Consider the following 24,133-nt stretch of genomic DNA (forward strand, 5'->3'; position numbering starts at 1 on the left):
CGGGGCTAGAACTGCTCGAGGAACCGGAGGTCGTTCTCGAAGTAGAGGCGGAGGTCGTCGATGCCGTAGCGGAGCATCGCCATCCGCTCGACGCCCATCCCGAACGCGAACCCGGTGTAGCGCTTCGGGTCGACGCCGCCGTTCTCGAGCACCTTCGGGTGGACCATGCCGGCCCCGAGCACCTCGAGCCAGCCGGTCTCCTTGCAGGTGCCGCAGCGCCTGGTCTCCGTGCCCGGGGGGAACTGCCCCCCCGGACCCCCCGGTGCTCGCTTCGGGGCAGGCTCCTCCGCCTGCCCCTGCGCTCGCGCCACGGGTATCCGACCCGTGCCGCCGCAGATCGCGCAGGAGACGTCGACCTCCGCGCCGGGCTCGACGAACGGGAAGTAGCTCGGGCGGAAGCGCGTCCGCGTCCCCGGGCCGAAGTAGGCGCGGGCGAACGCGGCGAGGGTGCCCTTCAGGTCGGCGAAGGTGATCCGCTCGTCGACGCAGAGCCCCTCGATCTGGTGGAACATCGGCGAGTGCGTCTGGTCGTAGTCCGACCGGTAGACGCGCCCGGGGCAGATGATCCGGATCGGCGGCGCGCCCTTCCGCTGCATCGCCCGGATCTGCACGGGCGAGGTATGGGTCCGGAGCAGCGCGGACCCGTTCTTCACGCCGGCGCGCAGCGTGGACTCCTCCACGTAGAAGGTGTCCTGCATGTCGCGCGCAGGGTGATCCGGCGGGATGTTGAGCGCCTCGAAGTTGAACCAGTCGAGCTCGATCTCGGGGCCGCTCGCGACCTCGTAGCCGAGGCGCGCGAAGATGGCCGAGATGTCCTCGGTGGCGCGGGTGATCGGGTGGCGATGGCCGCGCGGCACGAGCCGGCGACCGGGCAGCGTCACGTCGATCGGCGGCCCCGCGAGCTCGGCCTCGAGGGCCTTCGCCTCGAGGCGGCGCTTGCCGTCCGCGAGGAGCCCCTCGACCTCGTCGCGGACCTTGTTCGCGACCTCGCCGACGCGCGGGCGCTCCTCGGCGGGAAGCTGCCCCATGCCCCGGAGGACCTGGGACAGCTCGCCCTTCTTGCCGAGGAAGCGGACCCGCAGCTCCTCGAGGGCCTTCTCGTCCGCGACGGCGGCGATCGCTGCACGGGCGCCCTTCGCGAGCGCCTCGAGCTGCGAGAGGAGGTCGGCCACGGGCCCCCTCCCCTACGCCTGGGCGGACTTCACGACCGCGGCGAAGTCGCCGGGGAACGCGAGCGCGAGCTCCGCGAGGATCTTCCGGTCGAGGCCGACGCCGGCCTTCTTCATGGCGGCGACGAGCTTCGAGTACGTCGTGCCGTTCTGGCGGGCGGCGGCGTTGATGCGGACGATCCAGAGCGCGCGGAAGTCGCGGCGCTTCTGGCGGCGATCGCGGGTGGAGTAGTTGAGGGCCCGCTCCACCGCCTGGTTCGCGCGGCGGTAGCAGTTCTTGCGGCGGCCGCGGAAGCCCTTCGCGAGCTTCAGTACGCGGTTGCGACGACGGCGAGCCTTGAATCCCTTCTTGACGCGCATCTTCCTTCTCCTTGCCGGCGGGAGGCGCCGCGGGACGTCACACCACGTGACGGACCGCTCACTCTTCTGGACCCCGCTTGGGCGTTACGTGCCTTCCCGGAGATGCCCTACCGGGCGTACGGGAAGCACTCCTTGATCTTCTTCGCGTCCTCCGGCGTCAGGTGATCCGTCCCACGCAGGTGGACCTTCTGCTTCTTGGTCTTCCCGAACGTCGCGAGGTGGCGGACGCCGGCGCGGCGGAACTTCACCTTGCCGCTCTTCTTCGGCACGAAGCGCTTCTTCGCGCCGCTCTTCGTCTTCAGCTTGGGCATCGTCGTTGTTTCCTTCGTTCACTGCGGGTGCCCGGCCCCCGTCGGCGACGGGGCCGGGCGCTTCGAGACCTTTCGGCTACCGGGGACCGCCCGGCTCGGGCGCGGCGGCTGCCGGCGCGGGCGCAGGGGCCGGAGTGACGGCAGCGGCCGCGGGGGCCGGCGCGCCGGGCTGCGGCGCGGCGGCGGGCGCCGAGGCGGCCTGGGCCTTGGCGCGGTCGCGCTGCGACTGGAGCATCTTCGGGTTCGGGGCGAGGATCATGAACATCTGGCGCCCTTCCATGCGGGGCGCCGCCTCGATCACCGCCACGTCCCGGAGGTCCTCGATGATGCGCTGGAGCACCTTCTGCCCGAGCTCGCGGTGCGACATCTCGCGGCCGCGGAACATCACGGTGATGCGGGCCTTGTTGGCCTCGCCGAGGAACTCGCGGACCTTCTTGATCTTGACGTCGTAGTCGTGCTCCTCCGTCCGCGGACGGAGCTTCACTTCCTTGAGCTGGACCACGACCTGCTTCTTCTTGGCCTCGTTCTGCTTCTTCTTCTCGAGGTACTTGAACTTGCCGTAGTCCATGATCTTGCAGACCGGCGGCTTCGCCATCGGGCTGACCTCGACGAGGTCCATCCCGAGCTCCTGCGCGCGCGCCAGCGCCTGCTCGACCGGGAGCACTCCCAGCTGCTCCCCCTCCGGCCCGACGAGACGCACCTCGCGCGCCTTGATGCGGCGGTTGGTGCGAGCGTCGCGGCTTCCGCCGCCCCCCCTCGGATCTCTCTGCTGGATCGCCATGCTCCTCCGACAAGTCCTGAAAAAAGACAGCGAAGAATAAGGATTTGGGACGAAATGTCAACGCAAGAGGGGCCGGACCCGTTCCGCGGCTGCGGAGCGGGTGCCGGCTCGTCCGCGGGCGCCGTCCGGCCGGACCGCCGGACCAGCGCCCTTTCCCTCTGTTTCCTACCGGCTGCCCGGGTCCGACGAGTCCTTCTTGGCCTCGCGGATCCAGCTCATCATGTCGCGCAGGCGCTTGCCCACCTCCTCGATGGGATGCGCCTTCTCGGCCTCGCGGTACTTGTTCATCGTGACCTGGCTCACCTGGTTCTCGAGGATGAATTCCTTCGCGAACTGGCCGGTCTGGATCTCCTTGAGGATCCTCCGCATCTCGTCCTTGGACTGGGCGTTCACGACGCGCGGGCCGCGGGTGTAGTCGCCGTACTCGGCGGTGTCCGAGATGGAGTGGCGCATCCAGGCGAGGCCGCCCTCGTACATCAGGTCGACGATGAGCTTGAGCTCGTGGAGGCACTCGAAGTAGGCGCTCTCCGGCTGGTAGCCCGCCTCGACGAGCACCTCGAAGCCCGCCTTCACGAGCGCCGAGGCGCCGCCGCAGAGGACCGCCTGCTCGCCGAACAGGTCGGTCTCCGTCTCCTCCTTGAACGTCGTCTCGAGCACGCCGGCGCGGGTGCAGCCGATGCCGCGGGCGTACGCGAGGCCGACCTGCTTGGCCTGCCCGGCGTCCTGGTGGATGGCGATGAGGCCGGGGATGCCGCGGCCGTCCTGGTACTGGCGGCGGACCATGTGGCCCGGGCCCTTCGGCGCCACGAGGAGGACGTCGACGCCCTCGGGCGGGCGGATCTGCCCGAAGTGGATGTTGAACCCGTGCGCGAAGAGGAGCGCCTTGCCCTTCGAGAGGTGCGGGGCGATCTCGGCGTCGTAGACGGCCTTCTGCGTCTGATCCGGGATGAGGATCATGATGACGTCGGCCTCCTTCGAGGCCTCCGCCACCGAGAGGACGCGGAGCCCGGCGCCCTCGGCCTTCGCCTTGGACTTCGAGCCGGCCGCGAGGCCGACGCGCACGTCGACGCCCGAGTCGCGGAGGTTCAGCGCGTGGGCGTGGCCCTGCGAACCGTACCCGATGATCGCGACCTTCCGCTTCTTGAGGAGGTCGAGGTTCGCGTCCTTGTCGTAATAGATCGTCGCTGCCATGTGCTCTCTTTCCTTTACTTCAGTGAAGGGGGGGCCAGCGTCTTGAAGCCGCGCTCGAGCGCGATGCGGCCCGAGCGGCAGATCTCCTGGATGCCGAAGGGGCGGAGCCGCTCCTCCAGCGCGTCGAGCTTCCCGGCGTTCCCGCTCGCCTCGACGACGAGCGCGTCGGGGGACACGTCCACGATGGTCGCCTCGTAGGTCTCCGCGAGCGCCCGGAGCTCGGCGTGGTTCCGCTCCGGCGTCCGGATCTTCACGAGCATGAGCTCGCGCTCGATGAGGTCCTGGACGGACAGCTCCCGGACCTCCACCACGGGGACGAGCTTCTGCACCTGACGGACCACCTGCTCGACCGGCTTCGAGGAGAGCCGGACGACGATGGTCATCCGCGAGTACTCCGGCCGCTCCGTCGGGCCGACGGTGAGGCTCGCGATGTTGTAGCCGCGCCGCGAGAACAGGCCGGCGATCCGGTGCAGCACGCCGGGCTTGTTCTCGACGAGGAGGCTGATGGTGTGCGTGGAGCCGTTCGGTCGCGTCTCGATCCGTTCCATGTCACTCACCGTCGATCATGTCGTTGAGGGGGGCGCCGGCCGGGACCATCGGGTACACCTTCTCCTCCCGCCGGACACGGACGTCCACGATGGTCGGGCCGCTCTTGTTCGCGAGGGCCTTGTCGATCGCCTGATCGAGCTCCGCCGGGGTCTTCGCCCGGAGCCCGAGGCACGAGTACGCGTCGGCGAGCTTCACGAGGTCGGGCAGGTCGGCGAGCGGCGTCTCCGCGAACCGCTCGTCGTAGAACAGCTCCTGCCACTGCCGGACCATGCCGAGGAACAGGTTGTTCAGGATGAAGATCTTGATGGGGAGCTTCAGCTCCACGGCCGTCGCGAGGTCCTGCAGGGTCATCTGGAACGACCCGTCGCCGTCGAACCCGATGACGAGCGCGTCGGGCTTCCCGAGCTGGATCCCGATCGCCGCCGGGAGGCAGAACCCCATCGTGCCGAGGCCGCCCGAGGTGATGAACGCGCGGGGCTCGGTGGTCTTCCACCACTGCGCGGCGAACATCTGGTGCTCGCCGACGCCGGTCGTGACGATGGCCTTGCCGCCCGTCTTCTTCCAGACCGTGTCGATGACGTACTGCGGGAGGAGCTGGTCCTTGCCCTCCTGCTGGTACTTCATCGGGTGCTTCTCGCGCCAGTCGGCGACGCGCTTCCACCAGAGCGACAGGTCCGGCCGCCCGTGATCCTTGAACGCGTGGCGGACCTCCTCGTGCAGCTGCGGGAGGAGCGTCTTGAGGTCGCCGACGAGCGGGACCGTCGCGGTGACGAGCTTCGAGATCTCCGCCGGGTCCACGTCGAGGTGGACGACCTTCGCCTCCGGGGCGAACGTCGAGAGCTTCCCGGTGACGCGATCGTCGAACCGCGCGCCGAGCGCGACGATCAGGTCGGAGTTCTGGACGGTGTAGTTCGCGTACCGCGAGCCGTGCATGCCGAACATGCCGAGGCAGAGCGGGCTCGTCTCGGGGAACGCGCCCTTCCCGTGGAGCGTCGTGACGACCGGCGCGCCGAGGAACTCGCAGAACGAGAAGACCTCGGCGTGCGCGTTGCCGTGACGGACGCCGCCGCCGAGGTACACCACCGGGCGCGACGCGGAGCGGATGAGCAGCGCCGCGTCCTTGAGCCGCGGCTCCTCGCGGACCGGCGGATGGTACCCGGGGATCTCCACCTTCTCCGGGTACTCGAACTCGACCTCCGCGTTGAGGACGTCCTTCGGGATGTCCACGAGCACGGGGCCGGGCCGGCCGGTCCGGGCGATGTAGAAGGCCTCCTTCAGGATCCGGGGCAGCTCCCGGACGTCCGTGACGAGCCAGTTGTGCTTCGTCACCGGCATGGTGATGCCGGTGATGTCCGCCTCCTGGAACGCGTCCGTGCCGATGAGGCTCGACGACACGTTGGCGGTGATCGCGACGAGCGGCACCGAGTCCATGTACGCGTCGGCGATGGCGGTGACGAGGTTCGTCGCGCCCGGGCCCGACGTGCCCATGCACACGCCCACCTTGCCGGTCGCGTGCGCGTAGCCCTCGGCGGCGTGCCCGCCGACCTGCTCGTGGCGGACGAGCACGTGCTTCGGCTTGTCGCAGCCGTACAGGGCGTCGTACAGCGGCAGGATCGCGCCGCCGGGAATGCCGAAGAGGACGTCCACCCCCTCGGCCTCCAGGGCCCGTCGGACCGCCATCGCGCCGGTCATCTTCTCCTTGGCCATGTCTTCACCTTCAGTCTTGCTTCGTTCGAAGAGGAACTCTCGCTCGCTACCGGCTGCGCGGCGCCTTGCGCCGCCCGCGTACTCGACCTACGCCCGCGGCCGACCGGCGCGCCGGCTTCGCCGCCGCGCGGACGGCCCGCACCTCCGGGCGTTCCGCCCGTCCCCCGCTTCTCCTCTTCTTCGTCTTCGGAGCGCCGGCCGCGCCCACGGGCGGCGCAGTCACCGCGCCCTCCGCCGCCGAGCCCACCAGCGCCGCGTACTTCGCGAACACGCCCGACGCGTACCGCGGCGCCGGCGGCTCGAAGCCCTTCAGCCGCCGCGCGAGCTCCGCCGGCGACAGGCGCGCCTCGAGCCGGCGCTTCTCGACGTCGATGGTCACGACGTCGCCGGTGCGGAGCGCGGCGATGGGCCCGCCCGCCGCCGCCTCCGGCGCGACGTGGCCGATCATGAGGCCGCGCGTGGCGCCGCTGAACCGGCCGTCCGTCACGAGCGCGACGGACTCGCCGAGCCCCTGCCCCACGAGCGCCGCGGTGACCTGCAGCATCTCTCGCATCCCGGGGCCGCCCTTCGGCCCCTCGTGGCGGATCACGACGACCTCGCCCGCGCGGACCTTCCCCGCCTTCACCGCGGCGAAGGCGTCCTCCTCGCGATCGAACACGCGCGCCGGGCCTTCGTGGAAGGTCCGCTCGTGCCCGGCCATCTTCACGACGGCGCCGTCGGGCGCGAGGTTCCCGCGCAGGATCACGAGGCCGCCGGTCGCCTTGAACGGGTTCCCGGCGGTCGAGACGACCTCCTGGCCGTACCGCTCCTTCGCCTCGGCGGCGTGCTCGGCCCAGGTGCGCCCGTCGGCGGCGCGCTGCTTCCCGTCGAGCTTCCCGGCCTCGAGGAGCCGCTTCGCGACGAGCGGCACGCCGCCCGCGGCGTGCAGGTCCGGGGCGGTGAAGCGGCCGCCCGGCATCAGGTCCGCGATGATGGGCGTCCGCCGCGACACGCGATCGAAATCGTCGAGGGCGAGCGGGATCCCCGCCTCGCGCGCGAGCGCCGTCAGGTGGAGCACCGCGTTCGTGGAGCCGCCGGTCGCGGCGACCCCCGCGATGGCGTTCTCGAACGACCGGCGCGTCACGACGTCGGCCGGGCGCTGCCCCCGCCCGAGCAGCTCGACCGCGAGCCGGCCCGCGGCGCGGGTCGCCTCCTCCTTCGCGGGGTGCAGGGCGGGGATGGTCGCGTAGCCCACCGGGGAGAGCCCGAGGAACTCGAGGGCGAGCGCCATGGTGTTGGCGGTGTACTGGCCGCCGCACGCGCCCGCGCCGGGACAGGCGTGCGCCTCGAGGTCGTCGAGCTCGCCCGCCGTCATCTTCCCGGCGGAGACCGCGCCGACCGCCTCGAAGACGTGCTGGATCGTGACGTCGCGCGCCTGGAACCGCCCGGGCGCGATGGATCCGCCGTAGAGAATCAGGCCCGGGACGTCGAGGCGCAGGAGCGCCATCGCCGCGCCCGGGATGGTCTTGTCGCAGCCGACCAGGGCGACGACCGCGTCGAACGCGTGGCCGCGCCCGACGAGCTCGATGGAGTCGGCGATCACCTCGCGCGAGACGAGCGACGCCTTCATCCCCTCCGTGCCCATCGCCACCCCGTCGGAGATGGCGATGGTGTTCACCTCCATCGGCGTCGCGCCGGCGGCGCGGATGCCTTCCTTCACCACCTCGGCGAGGCGGCGCAGGTGGAGGTTGCACGGCATGGTCTCGACCCAGGTGCTCGCGACGAGCACGACGGGCCGTGCGAGGTCCTCTCGCGAGAACCCCACGGCGCGCATCATCGCGCGCGCGGGGGCCCGCTCGAAGCCGTCGTAAAGCGCGCGGCTCTTGTGCCTGGGATCGAACGCCATGGACTGCTGGGGCCCTCCGCTCCGCGCCTAGCGGCGCTTCGCCTCGTAGGCGGCGATGCTCTCCTCCTGCTTGAGGAGGAAGCCGAGCTCGTCGACCCCATTCAGCAGGCAGTACTTGGAGAAGCCGTCGATGGGGAAGCTCGCGGTCGTGCCGTCGGGGAGCGAGACCGTCTGCGCCTCGAGGTCGATCCGGACCTTCGCCCCCGGCGCCGCGAGGAGCTTCTGGACGCTGTCCCCGTCGAGCACGATGGGCAGGAGCCCGTTCTTGAGGGAGTTGTTCCGGAAGATGTCCGCGATGCGGGTGGAGATGACGGCCTGGAAGCCGTAGTCCACGAGCGCCCACGGCGCGTGCTCGCGCGACGAGCCGCAGCCGAAGTTGTCACCCGCGACGAGGACCCGGCACCCCTCCGCCTCGGGGCGGTTCAGGACGAAGTCCTTCTTCGGCGCGCCGTCGGCCTCGTAGCGCCAGTCGGTGAAGAGGACCTTCCCGAGCCCCTTCTTGTCGGTCACCTTGAGGAACCGCGCGGGGATGATCTGGTCCGTGTCGACGTTCTCCCGCGGGAGGACGACGGTCTTGCTCTCGATGATCCGGATCGGGTCCATCACCGGCCCTCCAGCACGCGGCGCGGATCGGCGACGGCGCCCGCCACGGCCGCCGCGGCCGCGGTGAGCGGGCTCGCGAGGAGCGTGCGTCCGCCGGGGCCCTGGCGGCCCTCGAAGTTGCGGTTGGACGTCGAGACGCAGTACTGGCCGGGCTCGAGGCGATCGCCGTTCATGGCGATGCACATCGAGCAGCCCGGCTCGCGCCACTCGGCGCCGGAGTCGCGGACGATGCGGTCGATGCCCTCGGCCTCCGCCGCGCGCTTCACGGCGTGAGACCCCGGGACGACCAGCGTCCGGGTCTGGACGCGGCGGCCCTTCAGGACCTTCGCGGCCTCGCGCATGTCCTCGAGCCGGCCGTTGGTGCACGACCCGATGAACACGACGTCCACCTTCTGGCCGGCGATGGGCTTCCCCGGCGTGAGCGACATGTACCGGAGCGCGGCCTCGAGCGTGGAGCGCGCCTGGGCGTCCTTCTCCGCCGCGGGATCGGGCACGAGGCCGGTGACGGCGATGCCCTGCCCCGGGTTCGTGCCGAACGTGATCATCGGCTCGAGCGCAGAGGCGTCGAGGACGATCTCGCGGTCGTAGCGCGCGCCCGGATCCGACGGGAGCTGCCGCCACGCGGCGACGGCCTTCTCCCACTCGGCGCCCTTCGGCGTCCGGGGACGGCCGGCGAGCCACTGGAACGTCACGTCGTCCGGCGCCACCATGCCGGCCCGCGCGCCCGCCTCGATCGACATGTTGCAGAGGGTCATCCGGCCCTCCATCGAGAGGGCGCGGATCGCCGGGCCGAGGTACTCGATGACGTGGCCGGTGCCGCCGCCCATCCCGAGCTTCGCGATGATCGCGAGGATGAGGTCCTTCGCCGAGAGGCCGGCGCCGAGCGCCCCGTCGACGCGGACCGCGAGCGTCTTCGGACGGCGCTGCAGGAGGCACTGCGAGGCGAGCACGTGACCGACCTCGGACGTGCCGATGCCGAACGCGAGGGCGCCGAACGCGCCGTGCGTCGCGGTGTGGCTGTCGCCGCAGACGACCGTCATGCCCGGCTGCGTCGCGCCCTGCTCCGGCCCGAAGACGTGGACGACGCCCTGCGCGTCGTCGCCGAGCCCGTGGAGCTCCACGCCGAAGTCCGCGCAGTTCTTCTCCATCTGCGCGACCTGCGCCGCCGCCATCGCGTCGACGAACGGCCACTTGCCGTCGGCGCCGCGCGGGAGCGTCGGCGTCGAGTGATCCATCGTCGCGAGCGTCCGGTCGGTGCGGCGGAGCTTCAGGCCGCGCTCGCGCAGGACGGTGAACGCCTGCGGGCTCGTCACCTCGTGCACGAGGTGGAGGTCGATGTAGATGACGGCGGGCGTCTCCGGCGTCTCGGGCCGGACGACGTGCGCGTCCCAGACCTTCTCGAACAGCGTCTTCTTCTGCATCTAGGGCGTCCCCATCTCGGTGCGGGCCTCGCTCTCCCTCGGCGGGCCGATCTTGAGCGCGATTCGGTTCACGACGTCGAGGAACGCGCGCGCGCTCCCCTCGATGATGTCGGTCGAGAGGGCCCGGCCGCGGTACACGCCGGTCGGGTGCTCGACCTCGATCGTCACCTCACCCTGGGCGTCCTCGCCGGTCGAGACGCTCGCGATCTGGTAGTCGCGGAGCTTGACCGAGACGCCGGTGACCTTCTCGATGGCGCGGTACACGGCGTCGACCGGGCCGTCGCCGGCGGCGACCTCCTGGAAGCGCCCGCCGCCCGCGGCGCGGAGCGCGACCGACGCGCACGGGAGCGTGCCGGTGCCGGACGTCGTCGAGAGCGCCTCGAGCTCCCAGGCGACGCTGCCCTTCCCGAGGATCTGCCCGTGGACGACGAGCGCCTCGATGTCCGCGTCGTAGATGTCCTTCTTCTTGTCCGCGAGGATCTTGAAGTCCTGGAACACCTTGTCGATCTGCGACTCGTCGAGCTGGTACCCGAGCGCGACCAGGCGGTCCTTCAGCGCGTGGCGGCCGGAGTGCTTGCCGAGGACGAGCGAGCTGTGCGCGAAGCCGACCTCCTCCGGGCGCATGATCTCGTAGGTCTCGCGGTGGGTGAGCATCCCGTGCTGGTGAATGCCCGCCTCGTGGGCGAAGGCGTTCTGGCCGACGATCGCCTTGTTCCGCTGCACGTGGAGGCCCGTCACCTGCGAGACGAGGCGGCTCGTCGGGTACAGGCGCTCGGTCTTCACGCCCGTCTTCACCGCGAGGACGTCGTGGCGCGTGCGGAACGCCATCACGACCTCCTCGAGGGAGGCGTTCCCGGCGCGCTCGCCGATGCCGTTGATGGTGCACTCGACCTGCCGCGCGCCCGCCATCACGCCCGCGAGGCTGTTAGCGACGGCGAGGCCGAGGTCGTTGTGGCAGTGGACCGAGATGATCGCCTTGTCGATCCCGCGGACGTGCTTCACGAGGTAGCGGATCGTCTCGGCGTACGTCACCGGCAGCGCGTAGCCGACGGTGTCCGGGATATTCACGGTGCGTGCGCCCGCCTCGATGGCGCGCTCGACGACCTCGGCGAGGAACTCGAGCTCGGTGCGGGCGGAGTCCTCGGCGGAGAACTCGACGTCCTCGAAGCGCTCCCGGGCGTACTTCACGCCGTCGATGGACCGCTTGATGATCTCGTCCTTCGCCATCTTGAGCTTGAAGTCGCGATGGATCGGGCTCGTGGCGAGGAAGACGTGGCAGCGACGGCGGGGCGCGTCCTTCAGCGCCTGCCAGGACGCGTCGATGTCGCCCTTGTTGCAGCGGGCGAGGCTCGCGATGACGGGGCCCTCGACCTGCTGCCCGACGGCGCGGATGGCCTCGAGATCGCCGGGGGATGCGGCGGCGAAGCCCGCCTCGATCACGTCCACGCCGAGATCGCGCAGGGCGCGGGCGACCTGCAGCTTCTGCTCGAGGTTCATCGAGGCGCCGGGCGACTGCTCACCGTCGCGGAGGGTGGTGTCGAAGATCACGACACGATCGGCGGACTCACTCACGTTCCATTGCCCTTTCGTTTCGCTGCCTTGCGCATGTCGGGCGCTGTGGGAACCGGCGATACTACCAGAGTCGCCGGAAGATCCAACCGGTGCCAGGGCTGCGGGGGGCTGCTGCGGGGGTCGACGGTTCGTCATCTAACGGCTCCTCGGGTTCCCAGGGGATGGGGCCGAAGAGTCGTTCGCGTCGGGGCGATCTCTCCGGCCGGTTACGGCGGGAGAGGTCGCGGCGCAGCTACCCGTGCCGGGATACCTCTCCCGCCGGGCGAAGAAGTCGACGCGTGTGGCAACGACCGAACATCGTCCACACAGGCTAGCTGGGCGGATCGGGGTCGTCAAGAAGGAACGCCCGCCCGGCAGGGAGCCGGGCGGGCGCGGACCGGGCAGGCGCCCGGGACGGGCTGCGCCCTAGAAGGGCGGCGTCGCTTCCTTCTTCATCAGCGCCGCGAACGCGTCGAGCGGCATCGTCTTCAGATCCTCGCCGCCGTGGCGGCGCGGCGCGACGGCCTTGGCGGCGACCTCCTTCTCGCCGATGACGAGCGTGAACGGGATCTTCGCGAGCTGCGCCTTGCGGATCTTCGCGCCGAGCGTGTCGGAGGACTCGTCCACCTCGACGCGCCACCCCTGCCCCGCGAGCGTCGCCTGGACCTCGCGCGCCCACGCGTCGAAGCGGTCCGACACGGTGACGATGCGCGCCTGCACCGGCGCGAGCCAGGTCGGGAAGCTGCCCGCGTAGTGCTCCGTGAGGATCGCGATGAACCGCTCGAACGAGCCGTACACCGCGCGGTGGATCACGACCGGCCGGTGCTCGGTGTTGTCGTCGCCCACGTAGGTCAGGTCGAACCGCTCCGGGGCGGCGTAGTCGAGCTGGATCGTGCAGGTCTGCCAGGTGCGGCCCAGCGAGTCCGTCACGACGAAGTCGATCTTCGGCCCGTAGAAGGCGCCGTCTCCCGGGTTCAGCTCCCAGGGGAGCCCCATCCGGTCGAGGGCCGCGCGGAGCGCGCCCTCGGCGCGATCCCAGAGCGCGTCGTCGCCGATGCGGTCCTCCGGCTTCGTCGGCCGGGTCGAGAACTTGAGCGAGAACTCGAGCCCGAACGCGCCGTAGACGATCTTCATCAGATCGACGATGCGCTGGATCTCGTCGGGGATCTGCGACTCGGCGAGGTAGATGTGCGAGTCGTCCTGCGCGAACTGGCGGACGCGGGTGAGACCGCCGAGCGAGCCCGAGAGCTCGTTCCGGTGGAGCACGTCGACCGTGAAGTACCGGAGCGGCAGCTCGCGGTAGGAGCGCTTCCCCATCCGGTAGATGAGGTGGTGCGACGGACAGTTCATCGGCTTCAGGCTCATGTTGAGCCGCTCCTCGACGGGGAGCGCCTGATCCGACTCCTTGTCGAAGACGAGGAACATGTTCTCGCGGTACACGCCCCAGTGGCCGCTCTGCTCCCAGAGCTTCTTGTTGAACAGGAGCGGCGTCTTCACCTCGAGGTAGCCGTTCTTCGTCACGAGGCGGCGCATCGCCTCCTCGAGCAGGTTGTAGAGCGTGGTGCCGTGCGGCAGCCAGAACGCGGCGCCGGGCGCCCACTCGTGGAACGCGAAGAGGCCGAGCGCCGGACCGAGCTTCCGGTGATCCCGCTTCTTCACCTCCTCGAGCCTCGCGAGGTAGGCGTCGAGCTCCTTCTTGTCGAAGAAGGTCGTCCCGTAGATCCGCTGCAGCATCGCGTTCTTCGCGTCGCCGCGCCAGTACGCGCCGGCGACGTTGAGCAGCTTCACGACGCCGATCTTGCCGGTCGACGGGCCGTGCGGGCCGAGGCAGAAGTCGACCCAGTCGCCGTGCTTGTAGAGCGTCAGGGTCTTCGCGCCCTTCGCGGCGATGTCCTTCACGATCTCGACCTTGTACTTCTCTCCCATCCCCTCGAAGAGGCCGAGGGCCGCGTCCATCGAGATCTCCTCGCGGACGAAGGGCACGTCGGCCTTGATCGCGTCGTTGGTCGCCTTCTCGATCTTCTCGAGATCGTCGGGCGTGAAGGGCGTGTCGCGCGCGAAGTCGTAGTAGAAGCCCTCCTCGATGGCGGGCCCGATCGTGACCTGCGTCCCGGGGTAGAGCTTCTGGACGACGCTCGCCATCACGTGGGCGGCGTCGTGCCGCGCGACCTCGAGCGCCTCGGGGTTCTTCGTCGTCACGATCTCGAGCTTCGCGTCGCGGTCGAGCGGGCGCGACAGATCGACGGGCGCGCCGTCGAGCTTCGCGATGTACGCGGCCTTCGCGAGGCCCGGGCCGATCTGCGTCTTCACGAAGTCGAGGATGGTCGTCCCCTTCGCGGCCTCCTTCTGGCTGCCGTCGGGGAGGGTCACCTTCACGAGTTCGGACATGTCGATATGCCTATCCGCGGTCGCAAAAAAAGCCAGCCTGACGGCTGGCCCGGAGGCGGGAACGCACCCGGCGTAGCGGTCGCGCACTTTCGCACGCCCCGGCGGGCCTGAAAAGCCTTTCGTTCGGGCCGGCGGTCGGGCGAGCGCGCGCGCTCCGCGATGGCGCGCATGGCATCGCGCCTCCCTCTCGCGAGGCCACCCCCCGCGGAAGTTCACGGGGGATCCGGGCGGTGGTACGGGAGAACGGTCGGCCGTTCACTCCGGGGGGGCGTGATGGCGGTCCGAGACAGCCTTCGCGAGTTCATCCGGTCCTGGCTCCTCGTCGACGATCTGCCGGACGACGCGTCCTTCCTCGCGAGCGGCGCGGTCGACTCCCTGGGCCTCGTCCAGCTCGTGGCGTTCGTCGAGACGGAGCTCGGGGTCCGCGTCGCGGAGGAGGATCTCGTGCCCGCGAACTTCGACTCCGTCGCGAGCATCGACACGTACGTCCAGCGAAAGCGGGCGGCGTGAGCGGGCGGGGGCAGAGCGAGCGCGGGGGCGCGCCGCAAGGCGCCTCTGGCGCGGCCCGCGGCCCAGCCGCAGACGCGTCCCGGGACCCGGGAGGCCGCATGGCGACTCCGGACGGTGCCGGCGACAGGGCCTCCTCTCCTGCCGAGTGGCTCTTCAGGCACGCTGCGCGCACGCCGCGCGCGGAGGCGCTCGACGCGCCGGGGACGCGCCTCGCCTACTCCGCGGTCGCGGAGCGCGTGGCCGTCCTCGCCGGCGATCTCGCGACGCGCGGCGCCGGCCCCGCGGATCGCGTCGTCGTCGCCCTCCCCTTCTCGCCCGCGGCGGCGATCGCGACGCTCGCGGTGCAGGCGATCGGCGCGTGCGCCGTCGAGATCGACCCGCGCACGACCGCGCGGACCCTGGCGTCGATCCTCTCGCAGACGCGGCCGCGGTTCGCCATCGTCCACGCGCGCGACGCGGCGACCTGGGCGGAAGCGTGCAGCGACGATCGACGGCTCGAGTGGGCCTGGGCGACCGGCCCGCGGCTCTCGGACGGCGCCTTCCCGGCGCGCGGGACGACGCCGCTCGGCCCCGCCTGCGAGCCGGCGGTCCCCGCCCGGCCCATCGCGGGGCCGGCTCCGGTCACCGCGGGCGCGCCCGCGCTCGTGGTCTACACGTCCGGGTCCACGCGCGCGCCGCACGGGGTCGTCCAGACCTACGGGAACGTCGAGACGAACACCCGCGCGATCGTGTCCTTCCTGGGCCTCAGCGCGGCCGATCGCGCGATGGCGCTCCTGCCGTTCCACTACTGCTACGGGAAGAGCGTGCTCCAGACGCACCTCTTCGTCGGGGCGTCCCTCTTCGTGGAGCCGCGCTTCATGTACCCGCGGATCGCGATCGCCGCGCTCGGGACGGAGGAGTGCACCGGCCTCGCCGGCGTGCCGCTCACGTTCGAGCTGCTGAGGCGGGAGGTGGACGTCCGATCGTTCTCGCACCCCGCGCTCCGCTACGTCACGCAGGCCGGCGGGCGGATGCACGCGACCACGTTGACGTGGGCCCGGGCAGCGTTCGCGCCGGCGCGCCTGTACGTCATGTACGGGCAGACGGAGGCGACGGCGCGGCTCGCGTTCCTCCCGCCGGAGCGCGCCGCCGACAAGGAGGGCTCCGTCGGGATCGCGGTCCCGGACGTCGAGCTGCGCGTCGTCGACGACGCGGGCCGCGAGCGTCCGGCGGGCGAGCTCGGCCAGCTCGTGGCGCGCGGGCCGAGCGTCACGCCGGGCTACCTCGACGCCCCGGAGGAGACGGCGGCGATCCTCCACGACGGGTGGCTCTGGACCGGCGATCTCGCGCGCCGGGACGCGGACGGGTTCCTCTTCCTCGCCGGCCGCGCCCGCGAGATCCTGAAGGTGGGCGGGTACCGCGTCGTGCCCGACGAGATCGAGGAGGCGCTCGCGGCGCACCCGGCGGTCGCCGACGCCGCGGTGGTCGGGGCGCCGGACGACCTCGAGGGCGAGGTCGCGGTCGCGTTCGTCGAGCTCCGGCCCGGCGCGAGCGCGACCGAGCGCGATCTGCGCAGTCACTGCCTCCAGGTGCTCGGGCGTGTGAAGGTCCCGACCCGCGTCGTCGCGGTGGACGCGCTGCCCCGCAGTGCCGCGGGGAAGCCGCTCAAGCCCGTCCTGCGGGAGCGCGCCCGGGAGCTGATGTCGGCCCTCGCGGGCTGAACGGACGCGTGAGCCCGCCAGCCTCGAGACGGCGCGAGCCCCTCGTGAGCGGCTCGCGGTGAGGCACGGCGTCGGCTTGCGCGGGGCCAGCTGCGTCGGGACGCGTCACGCGTTGCAGGGACCTCGAACTAGCTGATTGGAGGCACGCCGGAGCCGCCTATCGTTGGGCGTAATCGGGAACGTGCCAGACCAGGAGGCTAGACCATGAGCCGGAGTCCCGCGATCGTCCGCAGGTCGTGGTTCCCCCCGACGGTGCGGGGAGCGGCGTGGGCCATCATCATCGCGGTGTTCGCGATCAGCGTGTGGGGCGTCGTCGTACGCCCCTGGCACCCGGCAACCGCGAGGATGATCGACGAGTTCGTGAACCGCGGCGGGCGCTGGTCGATGGTGCGCGAGGGTCCCCTCGAGCATCTCGAGTTCGCGTTCTGGCTCATCGCCATGGTCATCTATGCCGTGATCCTGTTCCGGCCGGCGCGCCGCCACGCCGTCGCCGCCGGTGCCTGGACGTGGTTCCTGCCGCTCCTCTCGTTCGTTGCGGCCGGGGAGGAGAGCAGCTGGGGTGAGCACTACTTCGGCTGGCGCCCGACGGGCCTCATGTACCGTGCGAACTTCCAGCACGAGACGAACCTGCACAACCTCGATCTGGGCGTGCTGTTCGGGCTCGACCCGTCGGGCTGGGCCTCCCGGGCGGCGAGGGAGGTCGTCAGCCTCGGGAACCCGGCGTTCTACGCGGTGGCCGCCGCCGTGTGGCTCGTGCTGCCCACGTTGCGCGAGCGAGGCTTCGGCACGCGCTGGCGGCTCGTGCGCGCCGTTCCGGTGCCGCGCGCGGGCACGCGCCTCCTGTTCGCGTCTTCCATCGCGCTCTTCGCGTTCATCGACACGTTCGTGGGGGACGTGGGCGAGGTCATCGAGTTCGCGATCGCGCTCGTGGCCATGCTCGCCGCGATGGACCTCCTGGAGACCTCGAACGCCCGGGCCTCCGACGCCGAGGCGAGCGTCACGGCATCCGATCGCCAGCGAGCGCCGCACCGAGCGGCCGGGGCTGACGTGGACCCGGCGGTCGGAGCGTGAGCCCGGCTCACCCCCTGGCCCGACCCGTCATCCCGGAAAGAGAAAAGGGCCGCCGGTGAGGGCGACCCTTCTCTCGTCTCAGTAGGCGCGGGGGGAATCGAACCCTCGACCACTGCCGTGTCAAGGCAGTGCTCTACCGCTGAGCTACGCGCCTGGCCCTGTCCAGCGAGGCGCGTTTATAGCGCGACCGCGGATGGTGTCAACGGCTGTCTCGCTCCCCTGCCCGCTCAGCGCCCGCGGGCGTCCGGATGGCCCGGACGAAGAAGAGCGCGTACTGCGTGAACGAGATCGCGACGCACTCCGCCGCGAGGAGTCCCATCGCGGCGGCGTAGGGCGCGAGGTCGCTCGACGCGCCGTACTCGGCGGCGAGCGCGAGCACGACCGTCGTGGCGAGGGCGAACGTCGCATACTTTCCGATCCGGGTAGGCGCGACGGGGATCGCGTGCCGGGTGGTCCGGAGGATCGCCGCGCCCGCGAGCTGGACGAGGTCGCGCGTGATGACGAGCACGGGGAGCCAGGCCGGGAGCCGGCCCGTCGCGGCGAGCGCGACGAGCGCGCAGGCGGCGAGGAACTTGTCGGCGATCGGATCGAGGTACGCGCCGAGGCGCGTGTGCTGCCGGAGCGCCCGCGCCACGAGGCCGTCGAGCACGTCGGTCGCCGCCGCCGCTGCGAACGCCGCCAGCGCGCGGAGCCGGTCGCCGTGGACGTAGAGCACGAGGAACACGGGCGCGAGGAGGATGCGAGACGCCGTGAGGGCGTTCGCGAGGTTCAGCGGCGAGCCCTCCCGCCCGTCCGGTTCCTCCGCGCGCCCGATGCCGGTGCTCACCGCCGCCGCTCCTCCCGCTCCGTGGTCACCGCTGGAGGAGGTCGATCTCGACCGCATCCGGCGTCACGCTGCGGACCTCCACGGTGAACCCGGCGAGCTTCCGGGTGACGAGATCGGTCACGAAGCTCTGGCTCGTGCCGGCGAGCACGACCTCGAGCTCCGCGCGGCCGCCCTCGATCGATCGCTCCTGCACGTCCTTCACGCCGCGGACCTGGCTCACGAGGACTCCCTTGAACGCGGCGAGGCGCGCGTAGTCGTCGACGCCCCTCACCGACATCGCGATGCGGCGAACGCCGGATCCATCGCGCGCCTCGATCCTTCCGACGCGCGCGAAGAGCTCGCGCGCGAGCTGGCGGCCGCCCTCGACGAGCGCGCCGCGCCCGGCCGCGGTCCGGTCGAAGCTGCGGGCCGGGACGCTCGTGAGCTCGACCGCGGCGATCACCTCGCCCGTGTCGACGCGCATCGCGCGCACCGAGACGCTCGCGACGGCGGAGTAGAACGTGCCGCCGTCGAGCCGCAGCTCGCCGGCCGCCCTCGCGACGGCGCGGCCGACGACGACGAGCCCGGCGCCGCTCGCGAGCCCGAGCTCGCGCACCTTCCGGACGTCCGGGTCGGCGCCGATCGCGTCGAGCGCTCCCCTCCCCTGCAGCGCCTGCGCGTCGACGATCCCGAACCCCGACCTCTCCATTCGCTCGACGAACGCGCGCTCCGCGTTGCGCCGGTCCGCCGCGCCGCCGCCCTGCCACCAGCCGCTCGCCCCGGTCGCGTCGATCGGCTGCTCGGCCACGAGGACGAGCAGGCGGGGCATGCCGGCCCGCCGGTACGCGATCCCGGCTGCGAGCAGGTCGTCCTGGAGCCGGGCCCCGGAGATCTCGCACCGGACCTTCGTCACCCAGGTGCCGCCGTCCTGCCGGTCGTCGAGGATCTCGAAGCGCCGGACGTAGGCCGCCGGGTGGGCGTAGATCCGATCGGACAGGAGCTGCGCCTGATCGGCGTCCGCCGCGGCGGTGACCAGGGTCGACGCCACCTGCTGGACGCAGCTCCGGAGCGCATCGTCCTTCGCCTGCTCCCTCCCGGCGAGCCCGTCGGTCGTCGCGGCGGCCTGCCCGGTCGCCTCGGTGGTCTGGATCGTCTCCTCGGCGGAGCCCGCCTGGGCGGCGAGGAGGAGCGCGAGCGCGAGGGAGGGCTTCATGTCGATCCGTCCGGGAGTTGACGATGCGTGCGCCCCGGATTGTACCACCCGGTGCGCGCCCCTTCCCTACCCCCGGTCCCGGAGCGCGCGGAGCGCCACGAACCGCGCCGCCGCGCCGCGGGCCGCGGGCGCCTCGCGGGTGATGGCCGCGGCGACGCCGGGCGCGTCCAGCCGGAGGAACGGGTTCACCGCGCGCTCGCCGGCGAGCGTCGAAGGCGGCGGCTCGCGCCCGGCTGCCCGCGCCGCCTCCGCCTCGGCGAGCCGCGCGCGCGCCGCGGCGTTCTCCGGCTCGAGGCCGAGCGCGAACGGGAGGTTCCTCGCCGCGTAGTCGTGGCCGGGGTGGACCTCGAGGGCGCCGTCGAGCGGCGCGATCACGTCGAGGAACGTCCGCGCGAGGCGGGCGGGGTCGCCGCCGTGACGGCAGTTGCCGCACCCCGCCCAGAACAGCGTGTCGCCGGTGAGGAGGCGCCCCGCCCACTCGAGCAGGACCGAGCCCGGCGTGTGCCCGGGGGCGGCGTGCACGCGGACCGCGAGCGCGCCGAGCGCGAGCGCGTCGCGCCCCGCCAGGTCCACGTCCGGGGCGTACCACTGCGCGTCGGCGTCGTGGCCGAGCACCTCCGCACCGAGCACCGCCGCGGCGCGCGCCGTGCCGCCGGTGTGATCGCCGTGTCCATGCGTGTGCAGGATCCAGCGCGGCCGGACGCCGTGATCGGCCGCGAGCGCGAGGGCGACGTCCGGATCGCCCGGATCGACGAGCGCGGCGTCGGCCCCCTCCGCGAGGAGGTACGTGTAGTTGTCCGCGCCGTAGCGGCGGCGATCGAAGATCACGCGAGTGAGCTTAGCGGGGGCGCCGCCCGCGATCAGAGATCGTGAGGGTGGTGCGTGAGCCCGATCCGGTTCCCCTCGGGATCGTGGAAGTAGATGGTCCAGCGCGTCCGATGGACGACCTGGACGCCTGCCGCCTCGAGGCGGTCCTCCCACCCACGCCGCTCCGCCGGCCCGATCCGCAGGGCGACGAGGTGCAGCCCCGGGCGGCCGTCCCGCCACGCGTGCGGCTCCGGCTGCTCCTCGGCCCGCTCGAGCGCGAGGAACCCGGCGTGCTCACCGTCGCCCATCGCGAGCCACACGCTCCGGTCGCCGCCTCCCTCGCGCGGCCACCGCTTCAGCACGGCGAGCCCGAGCACTTCCCTGTAGAAGTGCTCGCACCGATCGAGGTCGGCGCACTGGATGGCGAGGTGGTGGAACGCGAGCGGCACGGGCGCAGCCTAACCCCGCGCCCGCGGGCCACGCCAGCGTCGCGCCCTGTGGTAGCCTCGACCGCCGGTGACCCTGCCCCTCTCGAGAAAGCGCCTGGTCGTCGCCGCCGAGGACGCCGAGCTCGGCGGGCTGCTCGCGGCGGCCGCCAGCCGCCTCGGAGCCGAGGTGTCGCTGGCGCCCGGCGGGGGCGCCGTGAACGCGCTCGAGGGGGCCGCCGTCGCGATCCTCGACCTCCCGCTCCCGGACCTCGGCGCAGCCGAGGCGCTCGCCGCCTGCGCCCGCGCCGCGGTGCCCGCCGTCGCGGTGTCGGGTGTCTACCGCGGCGAGCGCGGGCGCGAGGAGCTCCGCCGCCTCGGCGCGCGCGAGGTCTTCGAGAAGCCCTTCCCGGTCGAGGAGGTGATCGCCGCGGCGGCGCGGCTCGCCGGGGTCGTCGCGCGCCCCGTCGAGGAGGAGGCGGAGGACGAGGTCACCGGGTCGGTGCCGCTCCGCGCCGACGACGATCCCTCCATCGCCGCCGCGCCGGTCTTCGCGCTCGACGACCCGCCGCCCGCTGCGGCGCCCGCGCCGCGCGACGGGTTCGCCACGCCGCTCCCGGAAGGGCCGCGCGCACCCACCGTCGAGCGCGACGCGCCGCCCCCGCCGCGCGGCGCGCTCGGGGCCACCACGGTCCCGCGCCTCCTCGTGGCGCTCCACGTCGGGCAGGCCACGGGCGCGCTCACCCTCACCGCCGGGCCGGTGAAGAAGATCGTCGTCGTCGAGAAGGGCGTCCCGGTGTACGCGGCCTCGAACGTGGCGGGAGAGCGGCTCGGCGCCATCTGCGTGCGCCGGGGGCTCGTGACGGCGGAGCGGCTCGACGCGCTCCGGCGCGCCGCGCCGGACGGGCGGACGGCCGACCTCCTCGCCCGCGAGGGCCTCCTCTCGCCCGAGCGCCGCGCCGAGCTGGTCGCGGCGCAGATCCGCGCCGTCGCGTGGTCCACGTTCGAGTGGCGCGCGGGGAGCTACGCGTTCCAGCTCGGGCGGCCACCGGCGGGCCGCGTCCCGGTGAGGATCGCGATGGCGGACCTGGTCCTCGAGGGCGTGCTCCGGACCGCCACGCTGGATCGGCTCCGGGCGGAGCTCCCGGCGGACGTCCACCTCGCGCCGGCGCCGGATCCCGCTTTCGAGCTCTACGCGCTGCGCCTCCGGCCCGCGGAGGCGCGCCTGCTCCCGATCGCCGACGGGACCAAGAGCGTCGCCGACCTGGTGCGCCTCGCCGACCAGCCGGAGCGCGACACGCTGGCGTTCCTGCAGGCGTGCCAGGTGATGCGGGTGCTCGACGCCGTGGAGCGCGTCCTCGCCTCGACGCGCCGCATCGGGTTCATGTAGCGCGGCGGCGCCGTCGCCAGGCCGCGGCCACGAGCGCGGCGAGGCCGAGCGCGTCCGCCCCGCTCCCCGCCGCGCAGCCGCACCCGGGCAGGGCCTCGGTCGTCCTCCGGAGCGCCTCCGCAGGGGCGAGGAGGTGCCCGCCGGACGATCGGACCTCCGCGGCGGCGGCGCCGCTCTCCGCCGACGTCGCCCGGACGGGCAGCTCGACGACCACCGCCGTCCCCGCCGGCGGGAGCGCGTCCAGCACGACCGCACCGCCGCCCGCGTCGCGTCCGGTCGCGCCGAGCACGCGCGCAGGACCGGCGACCGCGAGGCCGGCGAGCCGTGCGGCCACCACGACCCCGGGGAGCGGCACGGCGAGCCGGCTCTCGAGCGTGGTGCGGACGACCGCGACCTCGCCCTCCGCGAGGGCCGCACGATCCGCGGCCTGGCTGACGGCGACGAGCCCCGTCGCGTCGAGCTCCAGGGACAGCGTCGCGACCGGGCTCGCGAGGCCGGCGTCGTCCACCGCGGCGAGCGTCACCTGCGGCGCGCCGGCGAGCAGCGCCGGGTACGCGGCCTCGGGGAGGTCGAGCGTCTGCCGGGTCCACGTGGGGCCGCTCTCGACGGCCACGACGGCGGTCGCCGGGAACCCCGCGCCGCCCCAGGTGAACGTCACGAGCCGGCCGCACCCGGTCCAGGCCTTGCCCTCGAGCACGGCGCGCGTGCCGCCCGGCGGAAGCGCGAGCCTCCCCGGCGGCGCCGCGCCGGCGATCCCGAGCTCGGGCGGCGTCAGGACCACCTGCACCGCGCCCGCGAGCTCGGCGAACACGCCGAGGTCGTCCGTCGCGCGGACGCGGACGGGCACCTCCGCGCCGGCCGAGCACAGCCGATCGCCGGGCAGCGCGAACGTCGCGCCGGTCCCGGCGGGCGGGTCCTCGCGCCCGGCGAGCAGCCACTCCACGGTGAGCGCGCCGTCGGCGTCGCGCGCGTCGACCGACATCGGGTGGTCCAGGCCCCGCGCCGCCACGCCGGGGCTGCCCGGGGCCCACGCCAGCTCGGGCCACGCGTCGCCGGCGTCGGGGAAGACGAGGAGCGCGTAGGCGTTCGTCGCGGCGTCGTAGCCCTTCGCGACGAGATCCGGCGCGGCGCTGCCCACGACGTCCCCGAGCCACAGGTCGGTGATCTGCAGGCCCCCGGCGCTCCCGCGCCAGAGTCGGAGGCGGCGCGCCGTGGCGTCGGAGGTGATCACGGCGATCGCGTCGCTCGCGCGGTCCCATACCGCGATCGCGGGCCGGCCGCCGATCGTCAGCGCGCGGAGCGTGACGGGATCGGTGATCCCGGCGAGGTCGGGGTGTCCGCGGAGGTCTCCCCAGCGCCCCGTGCGGTCGCCGTAGTCGGCGAGGGCGCCGGTCGAGCGGATCCACACGAGGCCGCGCGGCGTCGCGAGTGCGGGGTCGGTGAACACCGCGAGGGAGAGGACCAGATCCGGGACCCCGTCGAAGTCCACGTCGAGCGGCGCGACGCCGTGGACGTCCCCCTGCCCCATGCCGTCGGGCAGCCACGGCGCCTGCGTCGCGTCCACGTGGTCGCCGGCCTTCACCGCGAGGAGGCTCAGACCCGCGAGCCCACCCTGCGGCGCCGCCTCGTGCAGCAGGAGCTGGACCTCGCCCTGCCCGGGCACCGCGAGGTCGTCGATCCCGAGCGCGCGGGCGGTGGGCGAGAGCCGGATCGGGAAGACCTGCGCGGGCGCGCCGATCCGCGAGACGATCGCCGTGATGGGCCACGACCGCCGCTCCGCGACTGCGCCGGTGGAGAGGTCCACGGCGTCGATCGTCCCGGGCACGTACCCGCCCGTGCCGACCGGGCCCACGAGCACGTCGCCGCCGTCGCGAGGCAGGAGCCGCACGAACGCGACGGTCGGCGCCGAGCCGGAGAACGCCGCGAACGAGCGCAGCGTCGCGGGGTCGGCGCCGAAGGACACGCTCACGGAGGAGCCGCGCGGGTAGACCAGGTCGGCGAGGCTGCCCGCGGCGTGGCCGCCGAGGAAGCCGGCGGCGACCTCGGTCGCGGCCCCGTCCACCGCGCGTCCCAGCGCCGGGCGCGAGAGCAGGTGCCGGTACGGCCGCAGCAGCGGCGGCGCCACCGGCGAGGGCGGGAGCTGGAGGACGTCCTCCGCGGGCCAGCCGGACGCGACGGACCCCACGGTCGCCGCGCCGAACGCGTCGAGCGGGATCACCATCGGCTCCGGGCGGAACTGCGCGGCGGCGGGTCCAGCGAGGGCGACGAGCGCGAGGAGGACGTGACGGCGGCGCAT

Annotated in this window: 21 protein-coding genes and 1 tRNA gene; 4 read left to right on the plus strand and 18 right to left on the minus strand. The window is 72.8% G+C overall.

From position 1 onward, the window contains the following. Positions 1-5 precede the first annotated feature (5 nt). The 12 genes from pheS to thrS form a co-directional block, all read right to left on the minus strand. A complete protein-coding gene (gene pheS / locus AMOR_RS29195) occupies positions 6-1,172 on the minus strand; it encodes a phenylalanine--tRNA ligase subunit alpha (RefSeq protein WP_248357279.1) in 1,167 nt (388 codons plus the stop codon). 12 nt (positions 1,173-1,184) lie between these two features. Next, positions 1,185-1,529 (minus strand): 50S ribosomal protein L20, encoded by a 345-nt coding sequence (gene rplT, locus AMOR_RS29200; protein WP_248357280.1) that lies wholly within the window; start codon positions 1,527-1,529, stop codon positions 1,185-1,187. A gap of 107 nt (positions 1,530-1,636) precedes the next feature. Further along, complete coding sequence (gene rpmI / locus AMOR_RS29205; RefSeq protein ID WP_248357281.1) at positions 1,637-1,840, minus strand: 50S ribosomal protein L35; 204 nt, start codon at positions 1,838-1,840, stop codon at positions 1,637-1,639. A gap of 76 nt (positions 1,841-1,916) precedes the next feature. Continuing rightward, positions 1,917-2,621 (minus strand): translation initiation factor IF-3, encoded by a 705-nt coding sequence (gene infC, locus AMOR_RS29210; RefSeq protein ID WP_248357282.1) that lies wholly within the window; start codon positions 2,619-2,621, stop codon positions 1,917-1,919. 165 nt (positions 2,622-2,786) lie between these two features. Continuing rightward, entirely contained in the window at positions 2,787-3,812 is a 1,026-nt protein-coding gene (gene ilvC, locus AMOR_RS29215) for a ketol-acid reductoisomerase (RefSeq protein ID WP_248357283.1), read from the minus strand. A gap of 14 nt (positions 3,813-3,826) precedes the next feature. Continuing rightward, on the minus strand, positions 3,827-4,360 hold the full coding sequence (gene ilvN / locus AMOR_RS29220; RefSeq protein ID WP_248357284.1) for an acetolactate synthase small subunit: 534 nt from the start codon (positions 4,358-4,360) through the stop codon (positions 3,827-3,829). Between the two features lies 1 nt (position 4,361). Next, a complete protein-coding gene (gene ilvB, locus AMOR_RS29225) occupies positions 4,362-6,068 on the minus strand; it encodes a biosynthetic-type acetolactate synthase large subunit (RefSeq protein WP_248357285.1) in 1,707 nt (568 codons plus the stop codon). 46 nt (positions 6,069-6,114) lie between these two features. After that, positions 6,115-7,953, minus strand: coding sequence for a dihydroxy-acid dehydratase (gene ilvD / locus AMOR_RS29230; RefSeq protein ID WP_248357286.1), 1,839 nt, complete (start codon positions 7,951-7,953; stop codon positions 6,115-6,117). A gap of 27 nt (positions 7,954-7,980) precedes the next feature. Further along, positions 7,981-8,556 carry a 3-isopropylmalate dehydratase small subunit gene (gene leuD, locus AMOR_RS29235; protein WP_248357287.1) on the minus strand — a complete coding sequence of 192 codons (576 nt, stop codon included), beginning with the start codon at positions 8,554-8,556 and terminating at the stop codon, positions 7,981-7,983. Then, positions 8,556-9,977, minus strand: coding sequence for a 3-isopropylmalate dehydratase large subunit (leuC, locus tag AMOR_RS29240; protein ID WP_248357288.1), 1,422 nt, complete (start codon positions 9,975-9,977; stop codon positions 8,556-8,558). The genes leuD and leuC overlap by 1 nt, the downstream gene beginning before the upstream one ends. Continuing rightward, on the minus strand, positions 9,978-11,549 hold the full coding sequence (locus AMOR_RS29245; RefSeq protein WP_248357289.1) for a 2-isopropylmalate synthase: 1,572 nt from the start codon (positions 11,547-11,549) through the stop codon (positions 9,978-9,980). It abuts the gene before it with no gap. Between the two features lie 405 nt (positions 11,550-11,954). Next, positions 11,955-13,916, minus strand: coding sequence for a threonine--tRNA ligase (thrS, locus tag AMOR_RS29250; protein ID WP_248357290.1), 1,962 nt, complete (start codon positions 13,914-13,916; stop codon positions 11,955-11,957). A gap of 273 nt (positions 13,917-14,189) precedes the next feature. Between thrS and AMOR_RS29255 the strand changes: the two genes are divergently transcribed. The 3 genes from AMOR_RS29255 (at position 14,190) to AMOR_RS29265 (ending at position 17,197) form a co-directional block, all read left to right on the plus strand. Further along, positions 14,190-14,426, plus strand: coding sequence for an acyl carrier protein (locus tag AMOR_RS29255; RefSeq protein ID WP_248357291.1), 237 nt, complete (start codon positions 14,190-14,192; stop codon positions 14,424-14,426). Positions 14,427-14,524: 98 nt separating this feature from the next. Continuing rightward, positions 14,525-16,126, plus strand: a complete 1,602-nt coding sequence (locus AMOR_RS29260; protein WP_248357292.1) for a class I adenylate-forming enzyme family protein — start codon at positions 14,525-14,527, stop codon at positions 16,124-16,126. Between the two features lie 204 nt (positions 16,127-16,330). Then, a complete protein-coding gene (locus AMOR_RS29265) occupies positions 16,331-17,197 on the plus strand; it encodes a hypothetical protein (RefSeq protein ID WP_248357293.1) in 867 nt (288 codons plus the stop codon). An 82-nt stretch (positions 17,198-17,279) separates the two neighbouring features. Here the strand turns inward: AMOR_RS29265 and AMOR_RS29270 are convergent. The 5 genes from AMOR_RS29270 to AMOR_RS29290 all read right to left on the minus strand — a co-directional run bounded on the left by AMOR_RS29270 (position 17,280) and on the right by AMOR_RS29290 (position 20,471). Continuing rightward, positions 17,280-17,351, minus strand: a tRNA-Val gene (locus AMOR_RS29270). A gap of 45 nt (positions 17,352-17,396) precedes the next feature. Next, entirely contained in the window at positions 17,397-18,023 is a 627-nt protein-coding gene (locus AMOR_RS29275; protein ID WP_248357294.1) for a CDP-alcohol phosphatidyltransferase family protein, read from the minus strand. A gap of 25 nt (positions 18,024-18,048) precedes the next feature. After that, positions 18,049-19,215 (minus strand): hypothetical protein, encoded by a 1,167-nt coding sequence (locus AMOR_RS29280; protein WP_248357295.1) that lies wholly within the window; start codon positions 19,213-19,215, stop codon positions 18,049-18,051. Positions 19,216-19,281: 66 nt separating this feature from the next. Further along, positions 19,282-20,043: a hydroxyacylglutathione hydrolase C-terminal domain-containing protein gene (locus AMOR_RS29285; RefSeq protein WP_248357296.1), complete on the minus strand. Its 762-nt coding sequence runs from the start codon at positions 20,041-20,043 to the stop codon at positions 19,282-19,284. Positions 20,044-20,075: 32 nt separating this feature from the next. Continuing rightward, positions 20,076-20,471: a VOC family protein gene (locus tag AMOR_RS29290; protein WP_248357297.1), complete on the minus strand. Its 396-nt coding sequence runs from the start codon at positions 20,469-20,471 to the stop codon at positions 20,076-20,078. A 67-nt stretch (positions 20,472-20,538) separates the two neighbouring features. Between AMOR_RS29290 and AMOR_RS29295 the strand changes: the two genes are divergently transcribed. Beyond that, the gene (locus AMOR_RS29295; protein WP_248357298.1) at positions 20,539-21,837 is read left to right on the plus strand and encodes a DUF4388 domain-containing protein; all 1,299 of its coding nucleotides are present in this window, start codon (positions 20,539-20,541) and stop codon (positions 21,835-21,837) included. Here AMOR_RS29295 and AMOR_RS29300 read toward each other — a convergent pair. Further along, on the minus strand, positions 21,830-24,133 hold the full coding sequence (locus tag AMOR_RS29300; RefSeq protein WP_248357299.1) for a hypothetical protein: 2,304 nt from the start codon (positions 24,131-24,133) through the stop codon (positions 21,830-21,832). The genes AMOR_RS29295 and AMOR_RS29300 overlap by 8 nt on opposite strands.

This window comes from Anaeromyxobacter oryzae (assembly GCF_023169945.1).
In the GTDB taxonomy this organism is placed as follows: Bacteria; Myxococcota; Myxococcia; order Myxococcales; family Anaeromyxobacteraceae; genus Anaeromyxobacter; species Anaeromyxobacter oryzae.

Coding starts and splice junctions, on each gene's coding strand:
- rplT (WP_248357280.1), bottom strand. CDS start 1,529: ATGCGCGTCAAGAAGGGATTCAAGGCTCGCCGTCGTCGCAACCGCGTA.
- ilvB (WP_248357285.1), bottom strand. CDS start 6,068: ATGGCCAAGGAGAAGATGACCGGCGCGATGGCGGTCCGACGGGCCCTG.
- rpmI (WP_248357281.1), bottom strand. CDS start 1,840: ATGCCCAAGCTGAAGACGAAGAGCGGCGCGAAGAAGCGCTTCGTGCCG.
- AMOR_RS29280 (WP_248357295.1), bottom strand. CDS start 19,215: ATGAAGCCCTCCCTCGCGCTCGCGCTCCTCCTCGCCGCCCAGGCGGGC.
- leuD (WP_248357287.1), bottom strand. CDS start 8,556: ATGGACCCGATCCGGATCATCGAGAGCAAGACCGTCGTCCTCCCGCGG.
- ilvD (WP_248357286.1), bottom strand. CDS start 7,953: ATGGCGTTCGATCCCAGGCACAAGAGCCGCGCGCTTTACGACGGCTTC.
- leuC (WP_248357288.1), bottom strand. CDS start 9,977: ATGCAGAAGAAGACGCTGTTCGAGAAGGTCTGGGACGCGCACGTCGTC.
- AMOR_RS29265 (WP_248357293.1), top strand. CDS start 16,331: ATGAGCCGGAGTCCCGCGATCGTCCGCAGGTCGTGGTTCCCCCCGACG.
- ilvC (WP_248357283.1), bottom strand. CDS start 3,812: ATGGCAGCGACGATCTATTACGACAAGGACGCGAACCTCGACCTCCTC.
- AMOR_RS29255 (WP_248357291.1), top strand. CDS start 14,190: ATGGCGGTCCGAGACAGCCTTCGCGAGTTCATCCGGTCCTGGCTCCTC.
- ilvN (WP_248357284.1), bottom strand. CDS start 4,360: ATGGAACGGATCGAGACGCGACCGAACGGCTCCACGCACACCATCAGC.
- thrS (WP_248357290.1), bottom strand. CDS start 13,916: ATGTCCGAACTCGTGAAGGTGACCCTCCCCGACGGCAGCCAGAAGGAG.
- AMOR_RS29300 (WP_248357299.1), bottom strand. CDS start 24,133: ATGCGCCGCCGTCACGTCCTCCTCGCGCTCGTCGCCCTCGCTGGACCC.
- AMOR_RS29260 (WP_248357292.1), top strand. CDS start 14,525: ATGGCGACTCCGGACGGTGCCGGCGACAGGGCCTCCTCTCCTGCCGAG.
- infC (WP_248357282.1), bottom strand. CDS start 2,621: ATGGCGATCCAGCAGAGAGATCCGAGGGGGGGCGGCGGAAGCCGCGAC.